Source organism: Streptomyces sp. NPDC005811, from assembly GCF_040630405.1.
GTDB lineage: Bacteria > Actinomycetota > Actinomycetes > Streptomycetales > Streptomycetaceae > Streptomyces.
The window spans coordinates 95,646-120,178 of sequence record NZ_JBEXXK010000020.1 but is presented as its reverse complement, the minus strand read 5'-3'; the positions used below and the strand labels follow the sequence as shown (position 1 = coordinate 120,178).

Annotated in this window: 15 protein-coding genes and 1 pseudogene; 1 reads left to right on the top strand and 15 read right to left on the bottom strand. The window is 68.0% G+C overall.

What is annotated here, in order from left to right:
• Positions 1-75: 75 nt before the first annotated feature.
• A complete protein-coding gene (locus ABZ490_RS22610) occupies positions 76-2,589 on the top strand; it encodes an ABC transporter permease (protein ID WP_358992709.1) in 2,514 nt (837 codons plus the stop codon).
• 324 nt (positions 2,590-2,913) lie between these two features.
• Here the strand turns inward: ABZ490_RS22610 and ABZ490_RS22605 are convergent.
• The 15 genes and pseudogenes from ABZ490_RS22605 to ABZ490_RS22535 form a co-directional block, all read right to left on the bottom strand.
• A pseudogene (locus tag ABZ490_RS22605) lies at positions 2,914-3,707 on the bottom strand (hypothetical protein); the annotation flags it as partial.
• 786 nt (positions 3,708-4,493) lie between these two features.
• Positions 4,494-7,643, bottom strand: a complete 3,150-nt coding sequence (locus ABZ490_RS22600; RefSeq protein WP_358992707.1) for a S8 family serine peptidase — start codon at positions 7,641-7,643, stop codon at positions 4,494-4,496.
• Between the two features lie 528 nt (positions 7,644-8,171).
• On the bottom strand, positions 8,172-9,803 hold the full coding sequence (locus ABZ490_RS22595; protein ID WP_358992706.1) for a right-handed parallel beta-helix repeat-containing protein: 1,632 nt from the start codon (positions 9,801-9,803) through the stop codon (positions 8,172-8,174).
• Positions 9,804-10,038: 235 nt separating this feature from the next.
• Positions 10,039-11,463, bottom strand: a complete 1,425-nt coding sequence (locus ABZ490_RS22590) for an SGNH/GDSL hydrolase family protein (RefSeq protein ID WP_358992704.1) — start codon at positions 11,461-11,463, stop codon at positions 10,039-10,041.
• A 58-nt stretch (positions 11,464-11,521) separates the two neighbouring features.
• Positions 11,522-12,253 carry a cupin domain-containing protein gene (locus ABZ490_RS22585; protein WP_358992702.1) on the bottom strand — a complete coding sequence of 244 codons (732 nt, stop codon included), beginning with the start codon at positions 12,251-12,253 and terminating at the stop codon, positions 11,522-11,524.
• Positions 12,250-13,173 carry a PmoA family protein gene (locus ABZ490_RS22580; RefSeq protein WP_358992700.1) on the bottom strand — a complete coding sequence of 308 codons (924 nt, stop codon included), beginning with the start codon at positions 13,171-13,173 and terminating at the stop codon, positions 12,250-12,252. Before ABZ490_RS22580 ends, ABZ490_RS22585 begins: the two co-directional genes overlap by 4 nt.
• Positions 13,166-14,293, bottom strand: coding sequence for a Gfo/Idh/MocA family oxidoreductase (locus ABZ490_RS22575; protein WP_358992698.1), 1,128 nt, complete (start codon positions 14,291-14,293; stop codon positions 13,166-13,168). The genes ABZ490_RS22580 and ABZ490_RS22575 overlap by 8 nt, the downstream gene beginning before the upstream one ends.
• 20 nt (positions 14,294-14,313) lie before the next feature.
• Positions 14,314-15,207 carry an ABC transporter permease subunit gene (locus ABZ490_RS22570; protein WP_358992696.1) on the bottom strand — a complete coding sequence of 298 codons (894 nt, stop codon included), beginning with the start codon at positions 15,205-15,207 and terminating at the stop codon, positions 14,314-14,316.
• On the bottom strand, positions 15,207-16,121 hold the full coding sequence (locus tag ABZ490_RS22565) for an ABC transporter permease subunit (protein WP_358992694.1): 915 nt from the start codon (positions 16,119-16,121) through the stop codon (positions 15,207-15,209). The genes ABZ490_RS22570 and ABZ490_RS22565 overlap by 1 nt, the downstream gene beginning before the upstream one ends.
• The gene (locus ABZ490_RS22560) at positions 16,114-17,229 is read right to left on the bottom strand and encodes an ABC transporter ATP-binding protein (RefSeq protein ID WP_358992692.1); all 1,116 of its coding nucleotides are present in this window, start codon (positions 17,227-17,229) and stop codon (positions 16,114-16,116) included. The genes ABZ490_RS22565 and ABZ490_RS22560 overlap by 8 nt, the downstream gene beginning before the upstream one ends.
• Before the next feature lie 15 nt (positions 17,230-17,244).
• On the bottom strand, positions 17,245-18,411 hold the full coding sequence (locus ABZ490_RS22555; RefSeq protein WP_358992690.1) for an extracellular solute-binding protein: 1,167 nt from the start codon (positions 18,409-18,411) through the stop codon (positions 17,245-17,247).
• A gap of 308 nt (positions 18,412-18,719) precedes the next feature.
• Positions 18,720-19,712, bottom strand: a complete 993-nt coding sequence (locus ABZ490_RS22550) for a LacI family DNA-binding transcriptional regulator (RefSeq protein WP_358992688.1) — start codon at positions 19,710-19,712, stop codon at positions 18,720-18,722.
• A 1,356-nt stretch (positions 19,713-21,068) separates the two neighbouring features.
• Entirely contained in the window at positions 21,069-21,326 is a 258-nt protein-coding gene (locus tag ABZ490_RS22545; protein ID WP_358992686.1) for a hypothetical protein, read from the bottom strand.
• A gap of 43 nt (positions 21,327-21,369) precedes the next feature.
• On the bottom strand, positions 21,370-21,519 hold the full coding sequence (locus ABZ490_RS22540; protein WP_358992684.1) for a hypothetical protein: 150 nt from the start codon (positions 21,517-21,519) through the stop codon (positions 21,370-21,372).
• Positions 21,520-22,722: 1,203 nt separating this feature from the next.
• The gene (locus ABZ490_RS22535) at positions 22,723-24,492 is read right to left on the bottom strand and encodes an RICIN domain-containing protein (protein ID WP_358992682.1); all 1,770 of its coding nucleotides are present in this window, start codon (positions 24,490-24,492) and stop codon (positions 22,723-22,725) included.
• Positions 24,493-24,533: the final 41 nt, after the last annotated feature.

Below are 24,533 nucleotides of genomic sequence, written 5' to 3'. Positions count from 1 at the left end.
CTTCGGACCAATCAGCACGATGACGCCCAGCGGGTCCGCTCAGCGCACGGGAACCCGGCGAACCCGGGGCCACGGGTGACCGGTCATCCCTGCCATGTCGGAGTTCAACTGCTTCAGATCGTCCATGACGCGTTCCACCGCTCCGGCGCCCAGTGGCTGGCCGTTCCTGAAACGGACGCGAGACCGAACGCCTCGACGAGTTCGGGAATCGACCTTTGGCCCTCACCACAATTTCTTGCTGTGCCTGCTGCGTGTCCACCGGCGGCAGCTCCTCCATCCTCCGTGGCCGACATGAGCGACACGACGCTCACCCGGACGCGGCTTTCTCTGTGCATCAACCTGCATCAACAACTGCGCCTTGCGCTCGACCACGCCCGTCAGGAGCACATCATGGAAACGCCGACCCCCGTCGCCGAGGTGAGCGGGCGCGAGCCGGATTCACCCGACGCGGACCGGAAACGGGAGATCGCGAAGCGGGTTTTTCTCTTCCTCATCCCCTTTCTCATGGTCACGATGATGTACGCGACCTACATGGGCACGATGCACTCACCGAAGACCCGGGACATGCCAGTCGGCGTGGTCGGCTCGGGGGCCGTGGCCGAGTCCGTCGTCAACGAGCTGAAGTCCGTTCAGGACGGCGCCGCCGACCCCCGACTGGTCGGCGACCGCAGGGAGGCGCTCAACCTGCTCAAGGACCGCGACGTCGCCGGTGTACTGCTGATTCCCGCGGACGGCTCCACCGAGGCGACCGTCTACACCGCCCAGGCAGCCGGTGCCTCGCAGGCGGGAGCGGTCAGACAGATCCTGGCCCCGGTGGCGGCGGGCCACGGCTGGACGGCCAAGGCCCAGGACGTCGCGCCGCTGCCCTCAGGGGACAGCGCGGGCATCGCCGTGCTGCTCGCTGCGATCGGCATGATCATGGTCGGGTACGTACCGCTGAGCGGGATGATGACGGCGGCACCCCAGTTGCTCGCCCTGCGCAGATTCCTGCCGCTGCTGGCCGGCTGGGCAGTGTTGACCAGCACAGTGACATGGCTGATCCTGGGGCCGATCGTGGGGGCAGTCGACGGTCACTATTTGGCGTTCGTCGGGATCGGCATGCTGGCGACAGGAGCCGTGGGTATCGGTCAGCTGCTGTTCGCCAGGGTCCTGGGCGGGCTCGCGCTGCTGCCCGGCATGCTGCTGTGGGTCGTCTTCGGCGTGCCCTCCTCGAACCTCGCCATGCCGATCCACGCGATGCCCGATTTCTTCGGCTTCCTGCACGACGTGCTGCCGTTGCCGGCCGCGGGTGAGGCACTTCGGTCGGTCATCTACTTCGACGGCCGGGGAGTGGGCAAGCACCTGCTGACACTCGCCATCTGGATGGTCGCCGCCCTCGCAATCACCCTCCTGCTGGGGCGCCGCAAGGGGGCCGCCCTCGCGGACGCCCAGGAGTCCGACAACCCCGACGCCCCTCGGCCCGCCATGTCCGGTGGCCCGGTGCGCCCCAAGCGGCTCCGGTACTTCGCGGTGGCCGCTTTCCCGCTGGCCATCCTCACCGTCGTCGTCGGCATGATGAGCGCCTCCCTGCACCAGCCGGAGATTCGCGACATGCCCGTCGTGGTCGTCGGCGCTTCTCAGGAGCAAGCCGAGCAGGCGACCGAGGGTCTTCAGAAGGGCCTGGGCGACCTGGTTTCCCTGACCACCAGCACCTCCCTCGCCCGCGCGACCGACCAGATCCGCGAGCGCGAGGTCGTCGGCGTGTACGTGCTGCCCACCGCCAAGGGCGGTGAGCCGAAGCTCTACACCTCGTCGGCGGCGGGAGTCGGCCAGCACAACGCACTGCGGGCGATGTTCCAGCAGATCGCCCAGAGCCAGAAAACCCAGCTGGAAACGACCGATATCAAGCCGCTGAACGCCTCCGACTCCAACGGCAGCAACAGCATGTACGCGGCCATGTCGTGGGTCATGTCCGGCTTCGTGGTCATGGCGGCGCTGCGCGGCGGCGCGCCAGAGATCAAGCGGCTGCGTCAGCTCCTGCCGATGATCGCAGGCTGGGCGGTGGGCATGGCCGTGTGGCTGTGGGTGCTGTTCGACGTCCTGATCGGCGCGATCAACGGCCACGGCTGGGCGATGGTCGGCTTCGGAGCACTGACGATCTTCAGCATCTCGCTTTTCACCGCGGTGTTCACTCGCACCCTTGGTATCGCCGGTGTCATTCCCGTGCTGGTGATCGCCCTGATGATGGGGGTCCCTGCCTCCGGCGGGGCCATCTCCCTCTACATGGTCCCCGAGTTCTTCCGCGGCCTGAACGACGTGCTGCCCCTGCCCGCCGCGGTCGACCTGGTCCGCGCCGCGGTCTACTTCGACGGCGCAGGCATCGGCGGCCACCTGGCGACGATCGTCGGCTGGGGCGCCGTGTGCCTGTTGATCAACGTGGGTATCGACCGGTGGCTGGCCCGCCGTGACCTCAAGCCCGACACGGACGAGGGCGGCGGCTCCGGAACTCCCGTGGCCGGTCAGGGAGCCGTCCTGGACCTGACGGGAGCCGGGGACACCGCCGAACCCTCCCGCCGCGCACGGAGGCGGACCACGCGCACACGTTCCTGACAGGGCCCGCGTTCCTCGGTGTACTGCGGCACTGCTCGCGCATGGTCAGCAGCAGCCGGTCGTTGGTGGCGCCCGCGTCGGCGACCAGGACGGTGACCGGGCCGTGCGCGGCCTCCGCCTCCGTGAAGGCCCGGTGCACCTGCTCCCAGTCCCCCACTTCGCGCCGGGCCGCGAGGAGGCTGTCGCCGTCCGGTGGCTTGTCATCGCGGTAGGTCTCCCGACGCGGCGAAGCGGCGGGCCATGGCCCAACCGGTCCCTCTGTTCCCGCCGGTCACGAGGACCGACCACGCCGCTTCGGGCGATGCCGCTCGGGTGTCGGTCACCTCAGTCCTCTCCCTTTGTGCTCTTGACGTTCCAGGCACGCAGGCCCACTGCGGCCACCACACACCCGGCGAAAGCCAGTACGGCGCTCCAGGCCGTGGCCGTGTACATCGCTTGCAGGAAGGCGCCGTCGGCCGCGGCCGCCAACTCCGGCAGCCGCAGTGATCCGGCCAGGGAGCGGGCCGCCTCGGCCGATGTTCGGGCCCGCTCCTCCGCGTCCGCCGGCAGTCCCCGCGCGGTGCCGGGAAGCTGGGTGTTCGCCATGCGATCCCGGTACACCGCCGAAAGGACCGAGCCGGCCATCGCCATCCGAGCGTGCCTCCCACCTGCCGGGTGACGCTGATGACAGCCGATCCGGCACCGGACAGTTTCGGTGGCACACCGCTCATCATCACGGCGGTGACCGGTGTCCCCACCAGGCCCGTGCCGAAGCCCTGTACCCACAGCAGGGCGACGACCAGAGGGATCGGGGTCCGCAACAGATGTCCGGCCAGCGCCCCGGACGAGATCAGCAGGACCATGCTCCCGGCCGTGAACCCGGGCTGCCGGAAGAGCCGCTGTCCGTTGCCGACTTCGATGATGCCGTAGACCACACCCGCCGAGGCCGAGGACCGACCGGGCGATGCCCTTCAGGGCGGGCACCACCACCCCGCCAGGCAGAGCGCCACGATCGGCACGTTGACCAGGAAGTGACGGAGCAGCACCCCGCCGACGACCGGGCCGACGGCCGCACCCAGACCGCTGGACGAACTCCAGATCGCGATAGCCAGGGTGCGTCTACCGGTCCACGAACTACGCGATCGTCGGTGTTCGCGTCTACACGCTCACTGCGCGAGCCTACCGGGGCAATCTCACGCGGCTCGCGCCCGACGCCGACCTACGACGTGTACACGTTCTACGACGGCCCGAGCGACCGGATGATCCTGTCCACCGAAGCCCCGACCTCCCTCACCGATCCACTTCTGAACACCTAGCCCGGCAAGGTCACCGTCATGGCACCGCCTGCCTGAGGACACTGATCGGCTCACATCCCAGAGGGGGGTCCGTAACCCCCGGGGCCGCGTCAGCCGAAACAAGGTGTGCAGTGACCTCTGCACCACTGCTCATCCTGCAGCCGCAGCGGACATGGCCGGGCATGGGCCGTACGCCCGCCGGCCCGAGTGTCTCTCCCGGCGTCCCCTCGATCGTGATGCCGTCACAACGGAGGTTTCTCCGGTGGCGGGTGTCGGCGGCGCGTTGCGCTTCGACCTGGATCCGGGGACGTCGGGGACGTGGTGCGTGCCACGACGTGTGTCCCACTTGATGCCTCTGCAAGAACCTTGATGGTGGCGTGCTGAGCGGGGCCAGGGCCGGCAACCGGGCGGTGGTGACCAGTTCGTGCAGCAGACTCCGGCTGCGGACACGGCGGCCCAGGCCGGTCCGGCACCCACCGGGCACAGACGGGCCGATGAGCCGAGGCTCAGGAAGGTCCGCCGACTGATCGGTCAACGGCCGAGGTCGGCTCGCCCCGGAACGACGATCCTGATCGTTCACGGAGACTTTCCTGCCCTCTGAACCCGAACCGCTCGTGAACCGTGCCGGGTTCACGAGCGGTCCTTCGCCGCTGTCGTCGGGTGCCACGCCGTGATGGCCAGCCTCGTCAAGCCCACGCGACGGGACCCGTCGCCGTACTCGACGATGCCGACATACTGCTCACCTCGCGCCGCATCCGGCAACGTCACCGTCAGTCCACGCAGGGTGGCCGGGGTGACGGGACTTGTGGCGGGTCCGACGGTGGGGCGAACGGCCGGGAGTTCCTGGCCCACCTTCCACAAGCGCAGCGTGTACTGCTGGCTGTCGATGCCCTTGGGCATGTCCTCCTGCACCACATAGACGTCATAGTCACCGGGGAGCAGATCGAGGTAGTCGTCCGAGCCGGTCTGCGGCCCGGGGAAGATCCTGACTCCGTTCCCGTCGAAGGCGTAGAGGGACATCTTGCTGCCGGGCACGTGGTCCGCCGCGTAGACCCCGACCCGGGTGAAGGGGGCACCGTCCGGGACGTGGACCGGGACCTTCGCCACGGCGTCACCGGTGTGCGGGTCCGCTGCGAAGTTCGACGGGTCCTCGCCGGTGAGGGTGCCGGTGATCGTCTCGGACGTGTACAGCTCCGCCCGCGCGGTCAGTTCGCCCTTCCAGTCCGCCCGCACGGTCAGCGTCGTGGACCGCTCACCTTCGAGGGCGATCTCGAACGGTGCGGCGATGTGCGCGGACCGCAGCGCGATCGGGCTGGTGACCCGGTGCCGGCTGTGGGCGTCGCTCCAGGTCAGGGAACCGTAGGAGAAGGTGCCATAGGCGGCGTCGGTGCGTGTGAAGGTGACCCGGTACGTCGCCGAGCCACCCGGGGCCACGGTCAGGCGCTGCGGGGTGACCTGGGCCTTGTAGCCGGGCGGTGTCCGGAGCGTCGCGCGGTAGGTGGCGGTGTCCGTGCCGACGTTGGTGACGGTGCGGGTGACCGTCTGCCGCGCGGCCAGGTCGCCGACCGCGATGGACGGGTAGTTCAGGTCGCTGGGGTCGATGGGCCGGGTGGTCGCGCAGGCATCGGCGCCGTCCCCCGTGGTCGGCCGCAGCCTCAGCCCGCAGAGGTACGAGGTCCAGTCCGTGGACGTGGAGTCGTAGACCAGGCCCGGGTCGGCGGCAAGGGCGGCCCTCGGAGAGCCGGCGCCGTAGTCGAGCGGGGTCGCGGTCCCGGCGTTCTCCCGGCTGATGGGTTTGCTCTCGTTGTCGGTGATCGTCGCCGTGGTCATCAGCGCAGACTTGACCTCCATGGGCGACCAGCCGGGGTGCAGTTGCTTCAGCAGGGCGGCGAGGCCGGCTATGTGCGGGGCCGCCATCGACGTCCCCTCGAGGAAACGGAAGCGTTCAAAGGACCCTGATTCGTCGTCAGGCACGACACCTGCCAGGATGAGGCGGCCAGGGGCGGCGATGTCCGGCTTGACCAGGTCACCTCCGCTGTAGCGGTCGGGGCCGCTGGAGGAGAACGAGGTCACCTGCGGAGCACGGACGCGGGTGGTGCCGGGGACGAACTCGCCGGTGGCCCCCGGCTCGGAAGCGTACTCCCTGACGCTCTTCCCGTCCTGCTGGGTCAAGTGGACCGTGGGCACGACGTAGTCGTTCGGGAAGAATTCCTGAGCGCTGGTCGGCGTGTTCGCCACGGCCATGCCCACGCCGCCGCCGTCGGCGATCTCCCGGCCCTTGTCCCAGATGGCCACCCCGCCCCGGTCGCAGATCACGATCCGGCCCTTCACCTTGGCGGGGTCAAGTGTGCCCGGCTCGCACAGCGTGGCCCGCGCGGGGTCCACGTTCGGTTCGCGCGCGTCCACGGCGCTGGCCAACGGAGCGGCGGGGATCGAGGACTGCATCCTGACGTTGGTGAAGCGGCGGCCGTCGCCCAGGAGCAGCGTCGAGGTGTAGTCGGTGTCATGGGTCTCGGCGGCGACGGTGGTGATCCACGGCGCGGTCTGGTCCACCGTGTCGGGCCCGTCGTTGCCGGCTGCCGAGGAGATGAAGACGCCCGCCTTCGCGGCGTTGAACATCGCCTCCATGGAAGTCGAGCTGGCGAGCGATCCGCCGACGGAGTAGTTGATGACGTCCACACCGTCTGCCACGGCCTTGTCGATCGCCGCGGTGGTGTCCGAGTACCAGCAGCCGTCGGCGTTCCAGCAGGCTTTGTATACGGCCACCCGGGCGGTCGGGGCCATGCCGCCGGCCTTCCCGCGCACGCCGGATCCGGGTAGCTGCACCGGGGTGTCGTGGTTGCCGGCGGCGGTGGTGGCGGTGTGCGTGCCGTGGCTGTTCGTATCCCAGGGGGACGGTACGTCCCCCTGGCTGAACTCCCGGTCCCCCTTGTGGAACCACTGGGCGCCGATGAGCTTGTTGTTGCAGGTGACCTTGTGGGCGGGGTCGTCCCCCTCGTCGCAGGTGCCGTGCCACTTCTTGGCGATGACCTCGGCGTCGGGGCGGGGCGCGTGGAGGGGGGCTAGCATCGGATTCGTCGGGTCGACTCCCGTGTCCACGACGCCGATGATGATGCCTTCACCTGCGCGGTCCGGGCCACCGAGTTCGGACCAGAGACCGTTCTCACCGTTCAGTCCCAGGAAGCGCGGGACGTCGGGAGGAGGAGCATCGGCATTCGCCGCGCCTTCGGCCGCACTGGTGAACCCGGTAGCGCGGGCCGGGCGGCTCTCGTCGTCGCGTGCGAATGGCTCCTGTCGGGGCCGGTCGCCGTCGGCGGCTGCCGGGTGACGGGCGCCCCCAGAAGCTTCCTGCGCGGTGGACTGCACGGGTGCCGGGGGCAGGGGATCGGCCTTGTCCCGGGTCAGTGAGACCACGCCGGGAGTGGCGGACAATTCCGCCGCCTGACGTGCGGTGAGAAGCGCCGCGAAGCCGTTGAAGACGTAGTTGTAGTCGTAGACCTTCTTGATGCCGGAGATGTCGTCGAGTATCTCGTCGCGGCGGGTGTCCAAGTGCCGCAGATACGCTCGGACGGCGTTCGTGCCCGTCTTGAGCCGGTCTCCGGGGGAGGGGGCGGTGCGCGCCAGACCCTTCAGGCCGCCCTGGTAGGTGGCGACCGGCGGGTCGGCGAGCTTCACCACGTACATGCGGGTGCCTGCGTCGGCGGTCTTGCCGGTGAGGTCGGCGTGGGCAGGCGCCACCATGCCGACGACAGCCAGGGATACGGTCAGAAGAGCCGTCAAGGACCTGATGGTTGACCTGCCGTGCCTGTTGCCGTGTTTCAACTCTTGTCCATTTTGGTCGACTTGGTGCCTCGGACCACTCCCCCGTCACGGTCGCGGACAGCACCGTGGCCGACGCGACTCGCATACAGGCCCACGAGCTGAACTTGCGACGGGTGACATGAACATCGGCATGGCACCAGCTCTTTGGAGTGTGGGGGGAGCGCGTCAAATCTGTCTTCCGGAACTGAACAGAACTAGAGGCATTTGGCCTCAACATCTCCAACTGCCAAAGCGCCCAGAGGACGTGAGTCCCGCGGTGCCGAAGGGCGTCATGTCGCCGCCGGTGGCGACCGGGAACTCGGCGCCGAGGACGACGCCAGGCCACGCATGCGGGGTGATCAGGTCGATGACTCGGTGGTCGCGGAACCGGGCCTCGTCCGCTTCTCGCCGGGTAGGCTGCCCTGTCAGCCTGTGGAAGGAGCGACTGCCGCCGGCCTTGTCACGCCGGAACTCTCAGACGGTTCCCTGTTGTTCCTGGACGAGCCCTTACTGCTCGAGAGCACCGATGTCCGGTGCCTGCCTGTACAGCTCGTTGCCCCGGTAATCGCGGCCGCCGTTGTTCGTGATGGCCGCGCCCGTGTCCAAGGCCGGCGAACCCGGCTTCAGGGCGTAACGGTAGCCGAGGGACAGGTCGGGGGTGGTGCGTGGCGTACCGGTGACGTCCGTTCCCGGTGCGGCGGTGACGAACCTGGGGTCTCCCACTATGGCATGCGTGTCGGCGCTCGGTGCCGTGACCCCGTAGTACAGGTTGCCGTCGAAGGTAAGGGCTCCCTTGCGCACCGTCGCCGCGCCGTTGGTGCTGTAGAAGATGTTGTTGGTGAGGGTGTACTTGTCGTCCGTTGACGCATACACGGCAGAGCCGACTGTGTCGTAGAACACGTTGTTGTAGACCTGGCCGGTGGCCGTTGAGGAGCTGTCGATGTGCAGTGGGTTCCTGGAACTGTTGACGGCGATGTTGTAGCGGAACACCGAGTCGCCGAATTGCTGTTGGTAGATGAGGAAGCCTTCGCCGTTGTCCGCCACGTAGTTGTACTGGACGGTCTGCCTGGTCGTGCCGAAGTCGGTGTCAATGGCGTTGGAGTCCTGACCGCCGGCCTTGACCGAGGTGCCGAAGACCTCGTTGCGCTGGATGGTCACCTGGTCGGTGTAGTACGACTCGATGCCGGACGTGCCTACGTGGTCGACGACGTTGTTCTCCACAACCACGTCTCGGGCCCCGGTGAGGTACATGCCGTTCGCGCCGTACGGAGTACCGGTCTGGGTGATGTAGTTGTTCCTGATCCGGATGTCGGTGTGCGGCGCGAAGTTCGGGTCATCGACCCCGGTGCGGGTGCCCCAGCCGGTCTCGACGGCACCGTCGGCGTTGCCGGTGTACTGCTTGACGACGATGCCTGCGAACGAGGTGTTCTTGATCGTCGAGTTCTGCAGGGTGATGTCGTGCAGAGTGGTCGCCGTGGAGCCCGGGTTCGCCTGATCCGTGACGGACGGCTCGAAGACGATGCCGCCGGTGTTCTTCGAGCGGTCCCATCCGGTCTTGTAGTGGATGCCGGGCTTGTCGGGCGAGTTGCCGCCGATCCAGTTCACTTCGCCGGTCACGTCGTGCACGTCGAGCGCGTCAAGCTTGAAGTGACGGAGCTGGCTGCCGTTGTCGCCGCCGATGCGGATGCCCCGGAAGTCCCCGAGTTTCGCGCCCGGTGTCCCGGTGGGCGGAGCCTCGTTGCTGACGTCGAGGTCCCGGATCTCCCAGTACTGCTGGTTCCACAGCTTCACTGCGTCGGGCACGGTGCCGTTGCCCTGAATAGCCGGCTTTGGGCCCGAGCCGTATGCGGCGATGGTGATGGGCTGGGCCGCGGTTCCCGATCCCTTGGGCCACAGCTGCCCGGTCCAGGTGGAGCCGGCCTTCAGCAGGATGCGGTCACCTGCCGTGAAGTCCGTCGAGCCCACCTTCTCCAGGGTCTTCCAGGCGGTGTTCTCCGTCGTGCCGTCGTCGCCGTCGTGGCCCGCGGTCGAGTCCACGTAATAGGTGGTGCCGTCCGTGGCCGCAGCAGGGGGGGCCAGAACGACCGCTCCCGCTCCGGCGATCGCCAGGAAACCGGTCAGGGCACAGAGCGTTCTCACCCCCGGTTGGAGTGGTGTCGCGTGTGCTGAGATCATCTTCATCGTGTCGTCCCTTTCAGCGAGGGTGTTGCGTCACGGTTCCGACGGCCCGGCGGACCGGGTCGTTCGTGTGGAGAAGGCAGCGGCTTCCCCGCGATCGTTCGCGGGAGGCGCGGAATACGTGTGCCGTGGAAACCCCGGCGGGTGGCTCCGGTCCGCGGGGCGAGGAGCCCGGGAAAGGACCCCTGCGCCACAACTACTTCCACGCGTGCGGCGAAGCGTGGTGGTCCTCGAGTTGGACCAGTTCGGCAGTGAGCACCGGCACGTAGTACTGGGTGATTCCGGCGATGTTCGGGTGAGTGCCGCTACCCCCGCTGCCGGGGTAGCGGTTGACGAGTCCGTTGAACGTGTAGGCCACACGTTGCCCATCGATACGCGTGTCAAGGGCCGTGTCCGCGAAAACGTCCGCGACCGCAATCCCCCACTTGCGAGCTGCCGCGAGGGTTACCTGACGCACAGCCAGTTGGGTGTCCCAGTCCCGTGAGCCCAACTTGTGCACGGCCACATAGACGATCTGGGCGGATGGCCACTTGTCTTTCATGGCGTAGATGGTGGCTTCCAGCGACCCCGCGTAGGTACTGGTGTCGAAGGTCTCGGGGTTGTGGGAGCCTCCGACGGCGCCGAGTTCGTACGACTGCTCGTCGTGGATTTCCTGTTCGTCGTTCGTGCCTCCGTCGAAGACGACGAAATCAGGTGCTTGGGCGCCGGCCGACTGCACCTGGGAGATGATCTGCCCGCCGATGGCATCGGCTGCCGGGCCCACGGTGGCACCGTTCTTCGCGTACTTCGTCAGCGTCATCGCTTCCCGCTCGGCGACGAAGTCGACGAAGCCGCGTGGGTATTGGTGCCCGTAAACGATGCTGTCGCCGAAGGCGTAGACGGTCGAGCCGGCAAGAGCCCCCTCGGCGGCATACGCAGGGCGGACGAGACGGAAGCCGTCGATCGATTGTGGGCCTGTTCCGTAGTAGTTGCAGGCGACGAGCCGGGAGAGATTCGTCGCGGTGATGCTTCGCGTCCCGGAAGCCATCACTGTCGGCGCCGGTTCCTTGCTGGTGATCGAATACTGGACTTTACCCAGACTGAAGTCCATGTGCAGATACACGGTGTACCACTTGCTCGGATCGAAGCCGGTCTTGATCCACGTAGGGTTCAGAGAGTCCGCGGCGGAGGCTGAATCCGACAAGGGCCCCTCCACCGCGTATCGGAGTTCGGAGGCGGTAGCGGCGATCGCGAAGACGAGGCGTCCGCCATTGTCACGCATTTCGAGGCCCGTCTTCATCGCTTTGCCGGCTATCGCCGTCTTCCAGTCAAAGCGCAGATCGAGTGTCTTCTCACTCTGGACGGATGGCGGGAACTGTTTGACCGAGGTGGTGTAGTTGCTCATGCCCTGCGTGACGTTCAGAACCCCGTCGTTGACGTCGGCTCCGGTGGGAAACCCGAAGTTGGCGGGGTCGGTCTGAGCGTCGAACGTCTCACTGACCAGCGTCACGTCTGAGCCATCGGCGGCCGCCGCCGTCGCGGGACGCGGCGCAGCGAAGGCCGTCACCAGCGCCAACCCGAGGGCCAGGAAGCCGGTTCGTCCATGGAACCCGGTGCTTCCGCCTACTCCGGTCAGATGCATCTGACCTCCTCCATCTCATGGTGATGTGCGCGGACCTCCGTGCGGGTGAACACTGACGTCACAGGTCGGTGGCCCGCCGGATCGGGTCGTATGCGCGCAGGAAGCCGCACATGCCCAGGGACTGCTCGGGAGGCTCAGCGATGCCGGTGACGGTCGCGTTGAGCAGGTGACTGTGGTCGCCGTCGCGCAGTGCGTCGATCTGCCGGAGTGTGGCGTGAGCGGCTGCCAGGGCGCCGCGGTTGACCGTTTCCGCCCAGGATCGAAGGCGGGGTCGGACGATGCGGGTGGCCTGCTCGCAGAAGTCCTCGAAGGCCGAGCGGTTGCCGCGCTGCCACTGGCGGGCCAGCTCGGTGAACCCGTCGATGGCCAGGTCTCTGCGTGTCCGGGCGCGTTCCTTGCTGGGCCTGCCGTCGGCATCGAGGAGGGAAGCAGCACTCGGATAACGCTCGGGAGTGAGGTACTCGGTCGGGAACGTCAGGACCGCGTCACCCGCTTCGGGCAGGCCGCTGTTCTGCATGACGACGACCACACGCAGGTCGCCGTCGTTGATGGCCCGGTGGATGGTGCCGGGAGTGAACCAGACGACGTCGCCGGGACTGAGAGCGGTGCTCGTAAGGCCTTTGTGATCAAGTGTTTCCAGTCGGCCTCGGCCACTGACGACGACATAGCACTCCGAGCAGGTGAGGTGCATGTGCGGCGATCCGCCGTGTTCGGCGTCCGCGGTGGGCCACGGATACACCTCCAGCCGGCTCAGCCCCACCGCTCCGGGGAAGTCAGGAAGGGCACTCACGGCGTGTACCTCTCGGCGATCGATTCGAGCTCACGGCGTTCCATCTGGCGGTCGATGAACACGAAGCAGTGGCTGAGGCGGAGCGTCTCCCCCGGCTCGAGCTCGAGCTCCGTGTCGAAGGCGGGAGACGGGTTGAGGCAGGCGAAAACGCTGCTGCGGGCGAACCACTTCAAGGGGATCTCGGCCGTGCTCGTTCCTGCATAAGCGAGTACCGTGGCGCCGCCGTCGATCTCGTCGTGCTCGCTGGTGACAGCCGCCCACGCCGCCTGCGTGCCCATCACGGCGTCACCGCGGCGGCCGTTGGCGGCAACGACGTCAGCACCGGTCCAGGCGCGCGGGCCGCGCCAGAACAGGCCCGTGTAGCCGGCATTGGGGCGCCCGTGTGTGGTGGGGCTTCCGAGTTCCAAGGACTCGCGGTGGACGTTGGTCAGGTCGGTGGCGAAGTCCAGCGCCCAGATCCCCTCCGCGGTGTCGGCGCTGTGGAAGCGCAGAGTGCGCTTCTCACCGATCCAGACCTCGTCCGTGGAGGCGACCCAGTCCAGGACCTCCGCCACAGACACCTCGCCGCCGCTGCGATCCTCTCTGTCGAAGCCGCGGTGCAGTTGTCGGCCGTGGTTGCTGCGCCAGAGGTAGCCGTGGCCGGGGGCGCCCTGCTCGAAGGTGGGTCCGCCCCAGAAGTTGTCTCCACACAGGTGGGACCAGGTCATCTGCAGTCCCTTGTGCCAGCGGTGGTCCCATGGGCGGTACACGCCCATGGGTGCGCCGGACAGGGTCCTGAGCGGGTAGAGGTAGGGCTTGGGAGATTCCTCGAGGGGGGTGTCGGGGTGGTAGACGTACGTGGCGATGTCGGTGCCCGCCACGGAGACGACCAGCTGGGTCGCGGCGTCGTCGTGACGGATCTGGAAGGGCGTGTCAGACACCGATCTGCTCCTTGTCGGCGTTGTCCCGGGTGTTCGTGGGCCTGCCACTCATGGAGTGGTAGAAGGGGTTGCCGGGAGTGAGCATGTCGGGGGTGACGGGGCGTCCGGTGGCCGCCGATTCGTAGAGGGCGGCCAGGAAAGCCAGCACGCGACGGCCGTCGGGGCCGCCGGCCTCCGGGCGGCGACCGGTGCGCAGGGCCTGCAGCAGCGCGCGCAGCTGGGCGGCGTGGGAACTGGGTTCGTCGTCGAGGGGGGCTCCCAGGTCCGCGGCGGTGGCGCCGGGCAGGTGGGGAGCCGGGGTCCAGGTCCAGTGCGAGTTGTCGTAGCCGTAGAGGTGCGAGAGCTCGACCGTGGCCTCGGGGAAGTCGAAGCGCAGGTAGCTGGTCTCCCGCGGGGAGAGGACGCTGTTGACCATGGACACCATGGCGCCGTTGGCGAACCGCACGACGGCCATGGAGACGTCCTCGGTCTCCACGTCGCGGGCGAGCGTGCCCATGTCGGCGCGGACCTCCGTCCACTCCCCCATCAGGGACAGCATGAGGTCCATCTGGTGGATGCCGTGCCCCATGCTGGGGCCGCCGCCCTCGGTGTCCCACTTGCCGCGCCAGGGGACGGCGAAGTACTGGGCGTCCCGGTACCACAGGGTGTGGCAGATCCCGACCAGGGGGGCTCCGAGGGTGCCGGTGCGTATGTGCTCGCGCAGGGCGCGTGCCGAGGAGCCGAAGCGGTGCTGGAAGACGTAGGAGACGTAGGGGCCGCCCTCGCGTTCGTGGGCGCTGATGGCGTCGTATGCGGCGACCGACAGGGTGGGGGGCTTCTCGCACCACACGGAGACGCCGGCGTCGAGGCAGGTGATGATGGCTTCGCGGTGGGCGACCGGGGGTGTGCACACGATGACGAGGTCGGGGCGCGACACCCGTAGCATCTGTTCCAGTTCGACATAGGCGGCAGGGATGTCCCACCGGGCGGCGAAGTCACCGGCACGCCGGTGGTCGACGTCGACGACCGCCACGGCGGTGGCCTGGCCGTTTTGCGCCTGGATGGCGGGCATGTGGCTGCTCTCGGCGATGTTCCCGGCGCCGACGATCGCCACTCGAGTGGGGTGGTGGTGCTGCGTCATGAAGGCTCTTTCGCGAAGGCTCAGGCGGCGCCGTGCGCGCGGCCGGACAGGGCTTGAGCGGGGTTGGAGAAACGCAGACTGATGGCGACGCCGACCAGGGCGATGGCCATGTAGAAGACGGTCATGGCCGCGGTGAGGGCCGCGGGCGGGCCGCCGGGGTCGGACATGGCACCGAAGATGGTGACCACCAGCGTCTGGGTCCTGGCGCTGCTGACGAAGAAGGTCAGTTCGAACGACCCGAGGACGCGGACCAGACTGAGCACGCCGGCGGCCACGATGCCGGGCATCAGCAGAGGCACGAGCACGCGCACGAAGAGCCGCAGATTGTCGGCTCCGAAGACCCTGGCCGCGTTCTCCACGTCGGGCGAGATCTGCTCGACGAACGGCACGGTGACCAGGATGACCAGGGGCAGGATCGGTACCAGGTTGACGAGGACCACGGCCGTCATCGTGCCGCCGAGGCCGAGCCGGTACATCAGCGCCGCGAGTTGGACTGCGTACGTCAGGGGCGGCAGGATCGCCGGGAACAGCAGGAGCAGCGTGACGGCCGAGCGGCCCGGGAAGGACGTGCGGGCCAGGACGTAGCCCGCGGGCACGCCGATGGCCAGGGCCAACAGCACGTCGGCGATGGCCACCTGGAAGGTGACGCTGATGGAGTCGGCCAGCCCGGGGGTGTCCCAGGCCTGCCGGAACCAGTCGAGCGTCCACCCACGGGGCAGCCAGCTGCCTCCCCAGCTGCTGCCCAGCGCGGCGACGATGACCGCGCCGAGCACGGCGAGAAGGACAGTGATGAACAGGCCCGCGACGATCCAGCTGATGACGGCGGTGACGGTGGGACGGGGCCGGACGGCGCGATCGGTCGACGCGGCGGGCTCGGCGAGGCCGGTCGCCTGGGGGGCGGTGAATGTGCTCATCAGCCCTTTCCTCCCACCGCGGGCCCCTTGTACAGGCTGTTCCGAAGCAGGACCATCAGCCCGAGAATGAGCAACTCGATCGCCGTGAGCACGATGGCGATGGCGGAGGCCTGGGTGTAGTCGGAGCGCTGTGAGGCGGCTTGGTAGATGGGGATGGTCAGGACGTGGGTGGCGTTGTCGGGCTGGCCGATCAGAATCGCCGAGGGGAAGATCGCGAAGGCTTCGACCAGGGCCAGCATCAGCGCCGTGAGGATGCCGGGCATGGCCAACGGCATGATGATCTTCCAGAAGCGGGTGGCACGCGAGGCGCCCAGTGTGGCGGCGGCGTTCTCCAGTGCCGGGTCGATGCCTCCGAAGAACCCTGTCAGCAGCAGGAACGACAGCGGCAGGGTGGTCAGGACCGCGGCGATGAAGGTGCCCTGGTAGTTGAACAGGAACGTGCCCCGCGGCAGGCCGATCCTTTCGAGGGTGAGGTTGACCCAGCCATGGGGTGAGAAGACCCGCATCATGCCCTGGGCGATGAGGATGCTCCCGAAGGTGATGGGCAGCATCAGTACCAGCGTGACGACCTTGCGGCCGCGGAATTCGCGCCGGCTCTGGTAGGCGATCGGCGCGGCGAGGCCGACGCTGACCACCGCCACCGGCACCGCGAGCCGCAGGGTCTTCACGATCGCCCCGGCCTGGTAGGAGTCGGTGAAGAAGGCGCGGTAGTTGGCGAACGCTCCTCCGCCGTTCACCGGCTGGAAGGAGATCATCACCCCGTAGACGAACGGGTAGAGGAACAGTCCGGCGATGACCGCCACGGCCGGCAGGAGCAGGAGCAGCGACCAGTCGACACCTCGTTCGGCCAGCCGGTGCCGGAGCGGATGGCCGGAGGTGTCGGTGCCGAACGGCTGTTGGAACGTATCAGCCATGAGACGCGACCGTCCGCTCCGTGTCGCCCGGGTAGACCAGGACCCGCTCGGGGGCCACGCCCAGATCGAGGACGGCCCCGGCGACGACCGGCTCGTTCGTCTTCAGGTGCAGCACGTCGTTGTCGGTGGTACGTGCCCGCACCGACAGTTCCCGCCCGTGGTACTCCACGACTTCGGCCACGGCCTTGATGGAGTTTCCGGTCGAGCCGGGCCCCACGATCAGGTCCTCGGGCCGGATGGCCACGGTGACCTCGGCCCCCGCTGCCACACCGGACGCCGCCCGGCGGGTGCCGTGCACAACCGTGCCGTGGGCGAGGACGCTGGTGTCGTTGCCTGGGCCTACGCTCTCCACTTTCGCGGAGAACAGGTTGCGGTAGCCCATGAAGCCGGCCACGTACGCGCTGGCAGGATTGGTGTAGACCTCTTGCGGGGTGCCGGTCTGCTCCAGGACCCCCTTGCGCAGGACCACCAGGCGGGTGGCCAACGAAAGAGCCTCCTCCTGGTCATGCGTCACATACAGGACGGTCAGCCCGCGTTCCTGATAGAGGCGCTTGATCTCGGTGCGCATCTCGATACGCAAGGCGGCGTCCAGATTGGACAGCGGCTCATCCATGAGGACGATCTCCGGCTCGATCGCCAGCGCTCGGGCGATGGCGACGCGTTGCTGCTGTCCGCCGGACAGCTGGGAAGGCAACTTGCCCGCGTGCTCATGCAGTTGCACCAGCTTCAGAGCGTGTAACGCGCGTTCCCGACGCTGCGACTTGGGGACGCGGCGCATGCTCAGCCCGAACTCGACGTTCTTCTGCACGCTCATGTGAGGGAACAGGGCGTAGTTCTGGAAGACCATGCCGAAACCGCGCTTCTCCGGCGGCAGGGTGTCCAGGCGGACGTCGTCGCACCAGATGGAGCCACTGGTCAGGGGCTGCAGTCCGGCCAGGCAGGCGAGTGCGGTCGACTTGCCACACCCCGAGGGCCCCAGCAGGGCGACGAACTCGCCGCGCGCCAGATCCAGGTCCAGGCGGGACAGGGCCGGGACTGCGGACCTGGTGTAGCTGCGGGTGACGCCGCGCATCGAGAGCTTCTCGAAACCCACGGCGGGCTTGCTCACCGTCATGGTCATGGTTCAGCCGCCGGCCTTGGAACCGACGTTGCGCTGCCACAGGTCGAACGCCTTCTGCATCTTCTCCGGCGTCAGCGGCACCTGCACCTTGCCGGTGCCGAGGGCTTCAGGGAAGAAGTCGGGCCGGCCCCACTTCTGCGTGAACTCCTTGACCGCGGCACCGGAATTGTCGGTCGTGACATCCTTGTTGGCCGTGGTCAGCACACCCGTCGTCAGGCGCCGGCGTTGGGCTTCCGGCTGGACCATGAAGGACTCCAGCTCGAGGGCGACGTACAGCGTCTCGGCGCCGACCCCCTTGGGGATCATCGCGAAGTGCCCGTCGCTGATCCAGTTCGGGTTCTGGAACAAGGCGATGCCGGTGTCCTTGGGCCAGGTGCCGGTCTTACGGTTGGCGACGTCGTGGGCGATGATCGTCGGGATGACGTCCAGCTGGCCTGTGCCGAACTGCTGGGCCAGCAGGGTGGAGCTGGCCGGGTAGCTCGTGACGTACTTGCCGAGTCCCTGAAGGTACTTCCAGGTCTTGTCCCATCCCTTGACCGGGTCCGAGGGGTCGGAGTCGCCCAGCATGTAGGGCAGCGCCTGGATGAACGCCCGCCCGGAACCCGAGCCCGCGGGCTGGGCGTACCCGAACTTGCCCTTGTGCGACTTGGCCCAGGCCAGCAGGGCCTCGGGCGTGGTGGGGGCCTGGGAGGCCTTGACCGTGCGGGAGTTGTAGTCGATGAACGGCCCGTTGGGGTCGTAGTTGACCAGCAGGCCGTATCCGTCGGCCGACTGCTGCAGGCCGGCCCGTGCGGTGTCCTGGATGCTGGACAGGTCAGGGAGGGATAAGGAGTTCGTCGGGATCTGCTTCAGCAGCAGGCTCTGCTGCTCGGCCGCCCCCAGCACGTCAGGGCCGCCGAGCAGAAGCGAGATGTCCACAGCACCACCGATCTGCTGTGCCTTGACCTTGCCGGCCACGTCCGGGGCTGCGGCGGTCTGGTAGGTGACCTTCGAGACGAGGTCGGGGTTGGCTTTGGCGAAGGCGTCGATGGCGGCTTTTCCGCCACCCGTGAGGTCACCGCCGCCGTCCAGGATCGTCAGGACGATCGGCTTCGCCGGCTTCTTCGGCGTCAGCGACTCCGACGAGGAAGACGAAGACCGGCCCGGAGCGCTGCACGATGCGAGCGACATGGCCGTCAGGGCAGCGACCGCGGCTCCCGTCAGGGCCGAAGCGCGTCTTCCCGACCCGGCGCGTGGCTTTCTCATGCCTGTCCTTCCCCGGCACGTCGACGTGCCACCAAGGCGTCGGCGCACGTTGTGCGGCCGACGGAATGGGATCAGAAGATGAATGTGGTGCCCGCCGACGTGACGTGGCAGCAAAGCGAACATAGTGATCGATCACCTTTAGCGTCAATCCCCTTGCATATGATCGATCACTATTGCTATTGCAAATACTGTTGGAAAGTCAGCCGCACAGCCGCTCCGCCGAATAAGTGCTGCTATTGAGGTGCCGGCCCACTGGATTCGCGAGGCACGAGCTCAAAGGCTTTGCCATAGGCAACATCCGGTGCCGACCGGTTCTCGATGCGGGCGAGCAGTGCCTGCATGGCCTGGCGTCCAAGGGTGTCCCGGTCCAGCTTCACCGTTGACATCGTGGGCCGGAAATACTCGGTGAACTGCTCGTTGTCCCAGCCGAAGACGCTCACGTCCTCGGGCACGCGAAGACCGCGGTCCTGGAACCCGCGAATGACCCCCATGGCGACGTAGTCGTTCGCGGCCAGCACCGCCGTCACACCGGAATCGGGCGGCAGGTCCCGGGCGGCTTCATAGCCGGAACGCACCGACCAGTCACCGTCCACCACTCCATACGACTCGAGGCCCAGCTCGTCCAGTGTTTCCAGGTACACAGCGCGCCGGTTGCGTGCGGAAGCCCAGTCCTGCGAGCCCGCGACATGCAGGAACCGGCGATGCCCCAGGTCTGCGAGGTGGCGCAGGATGGCCTCCGCCGGCCTGCCGTCGGCCAAGGTGCCCTGCGCGTGCATCTGATCGTCGTACTCCCCTACGACCATGATGCGCTCATGGTTCGGCACGCCCGCGGCACCACTCAGCGGGGCGAACGAGAGCACGCCCTCGGCTTGTCCGGAGTCCAGCAGGGCCTGCACCCCCTCTGCGCGCCGCTCCTCGCCGCCCGCGAGGCCGACGACATCGGTCGTGTAGCCGGCTTCATGTGCCGCCGCGGAGGCTCCCTGCAGAAGCGGAACAGGTACGAAAGTGGTCAGCTCCGGCAGAACGATCGCGATCCGGTCCGACCGCTTGGTGCGCATCGTTCGGGCTATGAGGTTCGGCCGGTAGTCGAGCTCGGCTACAGCCTTGTCGATCTTCGCCTTGGTCGCCGGTCTCAGTCCCCCGTTCTGCTTCAGGTAACGGGATACCGTCTGATGGGACACCCCCGCACGCTGCGCGACTTCCCAGATCGTTGCCCGCTTCTTCATCGGACCTGCCTTCTCGGCGCCACCAGCCATGCCACCGCTTCAACCCCTTCTCCCACCGCTGAGCGTGAAGCTGAACCTGCTTCGGCCCAGCCGCTCGCCCCGAGCATAGGGCGGTCCCCACGCACCGCCGGCCCAGGCACGACTACTGCTGCAGCGAGGGTACGGTTCGAACCGGGCCGTTCACCTCACGGAACGGACACATGGCACACATTCATGGACGAGGCTGCGGCCGTCGAGGGGGACGTCACGGTGTTCGTACGGCCCCGTGTCCAGGGGACCGGACCGTCGGCAGGCGGTCGGCCAGGACTGTGTCGTGTACGGCGATCCAGCAGCCGTGGGCGGTGGCTGCCACCCGGCTGCCGTGCCACGGCGAGCAGGCGGCTGCGGGACTGAACGCGGCCTTCGTGGTGACGTCCCGTCGGTGATCCGGCCGGAGGAGCGTCACCGGCAGAGAGCGACCACACCGCGATGGTCGGACCACCCGCCACGTATCGGAGCGGACTCGCACGCCGGTCGACGAGTCGCCGCACAAACACCTCGCTGCCGTCGGACACGACGAGGAACCGACCATCCGGCGTGCATGACGTCATGGTGAGGCCCCGTTGCTCGACGGTGGTGTGCTCCCTGCCCGAGACCACGTCGAAGACGCCTATTCCGTTGCCGGTGGTGGCCGCCCAGTCGGCGATAAGGCTCCCCCGCGGTCTTGAGGCGGCGAGGGTCAGGAGTACGACGACGAAGACGGGGTCCGGCTGGCGGTGCGGGCTGCCGACCTACGCTCATGTTCGGCGGCCGGGATGAAGGCGGCCCGTTGCGCCCCTGCCGCGAACGCTTCTTCGGCCGCGGCGAGGCGGGAGCCCCCTGCACAGCACTCCGAGGTCGCAGTCGAGTTCCTGCCGGATACGAGCCGCCTCGGTCAGCCGGCGGTGCGAAGGCAACCGAGAGCGGTTCGCTGTCTCACCGTGCGGCGCGACCAGGCGCGCCTGGTCAGTTGTTCCAACAATCGTGGCCACATCTGCGGGGTCACCGAGGGCCGCCCTCCTGCCCGAGACGAGGCGTCGGGTGTCAGGGCTCCTGGTATCTCACGGGCCCGGCCATTCCCATCGTCGACGGCTGGGGCTCTCCCGAAGTTTTTGCCGGGAGTCGAGCCTGCGACCCGTCCAGCGGGACGCTCCGCCCGTTGCCTTCGCCGCGGATCCCCTACGGCCGGTCGCGGATCCAGGCCCCCTCCGGTCGGGGCACAGCACGCGCCGGCCGGAGCGGGCCTGGCGTCCCCAGGGGTAGTCAGCTGACGTCGAACCGGTCGACGACCAGATACGTGCCGCCTGCCTTGGTGAGGGTGAGGCGTTGACGGTGCCTTCATCGGAGTTGGTCTCGCAGAGGGACGTCGTCGCCGAAGCCGCGGTTGCTGCTGTAGCCCCACGAGCCGGTGTAGGTGATAGCACCGATGCTGTCGTTGTAGGTGCCGCTGACCTCGAACGCGTCCAGCGTGGCGTAAGTGCCGCTGTTCTTGACGATCTTGACGGTGTGGGTGCCGGGGGCCAGGTTCTGGACGCTGTAGATGACCTGCTGTACCTGGCGGCCGGTGGCCGAGGTGCTGACGGAGCCCTGGTCCATGCCATCGATGTAGAGCTCCACGTTGCCCTGGTCGCTGTTCTTCTCAGGAGCCGGTGTAGGTGACGGCGGGACTGTCGTCGTCGATCCGGCCGGTGAGGGGCTGGTAGGCGGCGTCGGGCCCGGTGGTGGTGATGATGGACAGGGCCGCGCTGGGCCAGGCACCGCCGCTGACGATGGTCGCCTGGTTGGGCACCGCTGGACACCGGCTTCTCACCCGGAAAGGCCTGCCACACCACCCGGTGGCCGTTCCGCCCGGAGTCGGCCGGTCCAAGGGCGAACGTGATGGACAACGCGAAGGTACCGCCGCGGAGCATGACGTCGATATCGGCGCACATCGACGACGCGAGGCTTTCCACCAGGGGAGGCGTACAGCACCGTGGGGGATGCGGCGAACGCGCGCACCGGAGTCACCACTGCAAGCAGTAGCGCACCGAGCGCGGTCCCCGCGGCGGCGACGGCTCTGCGCCGACGAAGGAACATGAGCACTCCTGGAGTCGTGGGACGAGGCGTCCCAGGTGGTGGAGGGGGTTCAGCGCAATCGACTGACCGTCGGCCGAAGCAGGACGGCATACCGAACATGCCGCCCGCGCGCGGCCCGGGCCCTGTCACCTGCAGCCGCACGGAGAGCACCGGACGGACTGGCTACAAGGTCAGGCGGCTGCGGACCAGGTCACTGGAGCCGCCATTGCCCCACAGACCGAAGGACCGACTGCCCTCGCCGCCGTGACAAAGCGACGTGGACGTTCGCGTACACCTCCCCGGCGGGGAGACGGTGGCGTTGATCTGGTCCGCGCGGATCGCATCGAGCTCCTGCGGGACACACCTGTCGGCAGGGAGATGCCAGTAGCGCTTCACTCCGGCAGCGAGCACCATGGACCGGCCCCGCCGTTGACCCTCGTCCAGGTAGTGGAGCCGGCGGATTCCGAGGCGCAGGTGTCCCGGTTGCATGCAGTGACGGCTCCGGCGCAGAGGCCACGGCGAGAACACGGAGCAAAACCCCATCACCATGACACTCCTCGCCATTGAAGGCATTCATCGGATCTATCAGTGACGTGGCGGGCACGTTACGGCCGCACTGCCAGTCATGGCAAGAGGTACATCGGATGATTACTGTCGTGTCTCAACCGAGCTCGATGACTTCGGCCGCCGTCACCCCGGCGGCCGCTTCGAGCACGAGGATCTGCAGGCGAACCTCGCGAGCGCCGAGTCGACCGACGACGAAGCCCTTCGCCGGCTATCGGCCCGCGATCGGGAGGCACGTCTCGGCCTGTCCCACAGCTCACTCCTCCTGCGGCCGGATGCGCACGGGCCCGCCCGAGCCCGAAGGCACCCGGCTGGAGGGACCGCGGCCCCGCGCCCGCCGGAAGGGCGAACGCCGGGCCGTTGGTTTGGCGCCTCAGCGGGACGTGAGTCTCCACAGGTGGTCGGCGGTGCCGTTGTCCGACCACTGCAGGACCTGGGCGTTGGAGGATGTGCTCATGTTACTGACACCCAGCAGGCGACCACTGTTGTAATTGGCGATCTTGTAGTAGCCGCCCGGGGCCGGGATGACCTGCCAGAGGTGGTCGGCCGTACCGTTGTCACCCCAGATCAGGGCCGTACCGCCGTCGGCCGTGCTCGCGTTGGTGATGCCCAGGAGCAGACCGCTGGACTGCTGCTGGATCTTGTACAGGCCGTTGCCGGCGGCCACGAGGGTCCAGTTCTGGTCGGTGCCGGTGGTCGACGTCGCCTGGACCACCGAAGTGCCTTGCGCCGTGCCCGCGTTGACGGTGTCCAGGGCGAGGCCGCTGTTCTTGTTGATGATCTGGTAGCGGCCGGCCAGCGTGGTGTTGGTGCCGCCGGGGGTGATGACCAGGTGGTAGCCGTCGGAGGCGTTCATCGTCACCGGAACCGTGATCGAACCGTTCGAGACCGTGTAGCTGGCGTCGGAGATGGTGATCGGGCCGGAGGAGGCGTTGAGGCGGCCGGTGTCGGGGCTGTACTCCAGCTTCACGTGGACCGTGCTTCCGAAGGCCGACAGTGACGACAGCCCGTTGACGGTGACCGCGCAGGAGCCGGCGCAGCCGCCCGCTATGACGCTGATCTGGTTTCCGGGCCCGTTGAGGGAGGCCATGCCGTCGATGCCGGTCTGGGCGGGGGGCGTGGTCACGAGCATGCTCCCGGACATGTCGCCGTACCACTTGTACGTCCAGTACGAGCCGTTGGGCGAGCCGCCGGTGTCGGTCAGGGTGTCGCCCAGGGTGCCGTAGTGGTTCCAGAAGGCCAGTTCGGCGTCCCGGACGCCTGCACGCTCGAACTTCGCCGCGTAGCCGATGAGGGCCCCGGAGTTCCCCATCTGGGCGGGCGTACCGTACTCCTCGATGTCGATCGGGCGGGGGCTCAGGCCGAGGCTGGACTCGAGGTCACGGTAGTCGGAGATGTGCGAGGCGATGCTCGCGCTGGTCTGCAGCTCGTGCCAGGCCATGACGTCGGGGACGGCGTTGTTGGCGATGGCGTCCTGGAGGAACGTCTGCATCTTGGCACGCGTGTAGGAACCGAAGCTCGGCCCCTGGATGGGCGTGGTCGTGTCCTTGGAGCGGATCTCCTTGTACGTCGTGTTCCAGGCGGCGTCGAAGGGGCCGGCGTGGGTGGTGTCCCAGTTCAGATCGGGCTCGTTCCAGATGGCCCACGCGGAGATGTTGGTGACACCGGATGCCTTCACTGCGGCGATCTGCTGGTCTACGGCGGACAGCCAGTCGCTCATGCTGACCCACTTGTAGGGGAAGTCCGGGTACCAGTCCGGCATTCGTGCGACCACCTTGGCGCCGGCGCGGGCCGCCTTCGGCGCCACCACAAGGGCGTCACCGGCCGGGGCGGGCTCGCCGTTGGGCAGCTGGTGGCCGCCAGGTGCCATCTGTACGAAGGTGTTCGGCTTCAGCGCGCTGACCAGGCTGTCGGCGGGCGTGCTGTCGTCTGCGAGGCCATAGAGGCTGCCCGTGCCGACGTGCGTGACCGGCCGCAGGGTCTGGTTGGCGTTGACGACCAGGGTGGTGGAGGAGGAGGGGGTGGCCTGTGCGGACGCACCCGCGAGAGCGACGGCGGTGGTGGCCAGGACTGTGGCGAGGGCGGCGGCGCTCGCGCGGCCGAGGGTTCCTCTGTGGCGGTGGCGGGAGCTCAGGTATGACATCAGCGGCTCTCCTGGGCTGGAGGGGACTTGCAGGTGGCGCG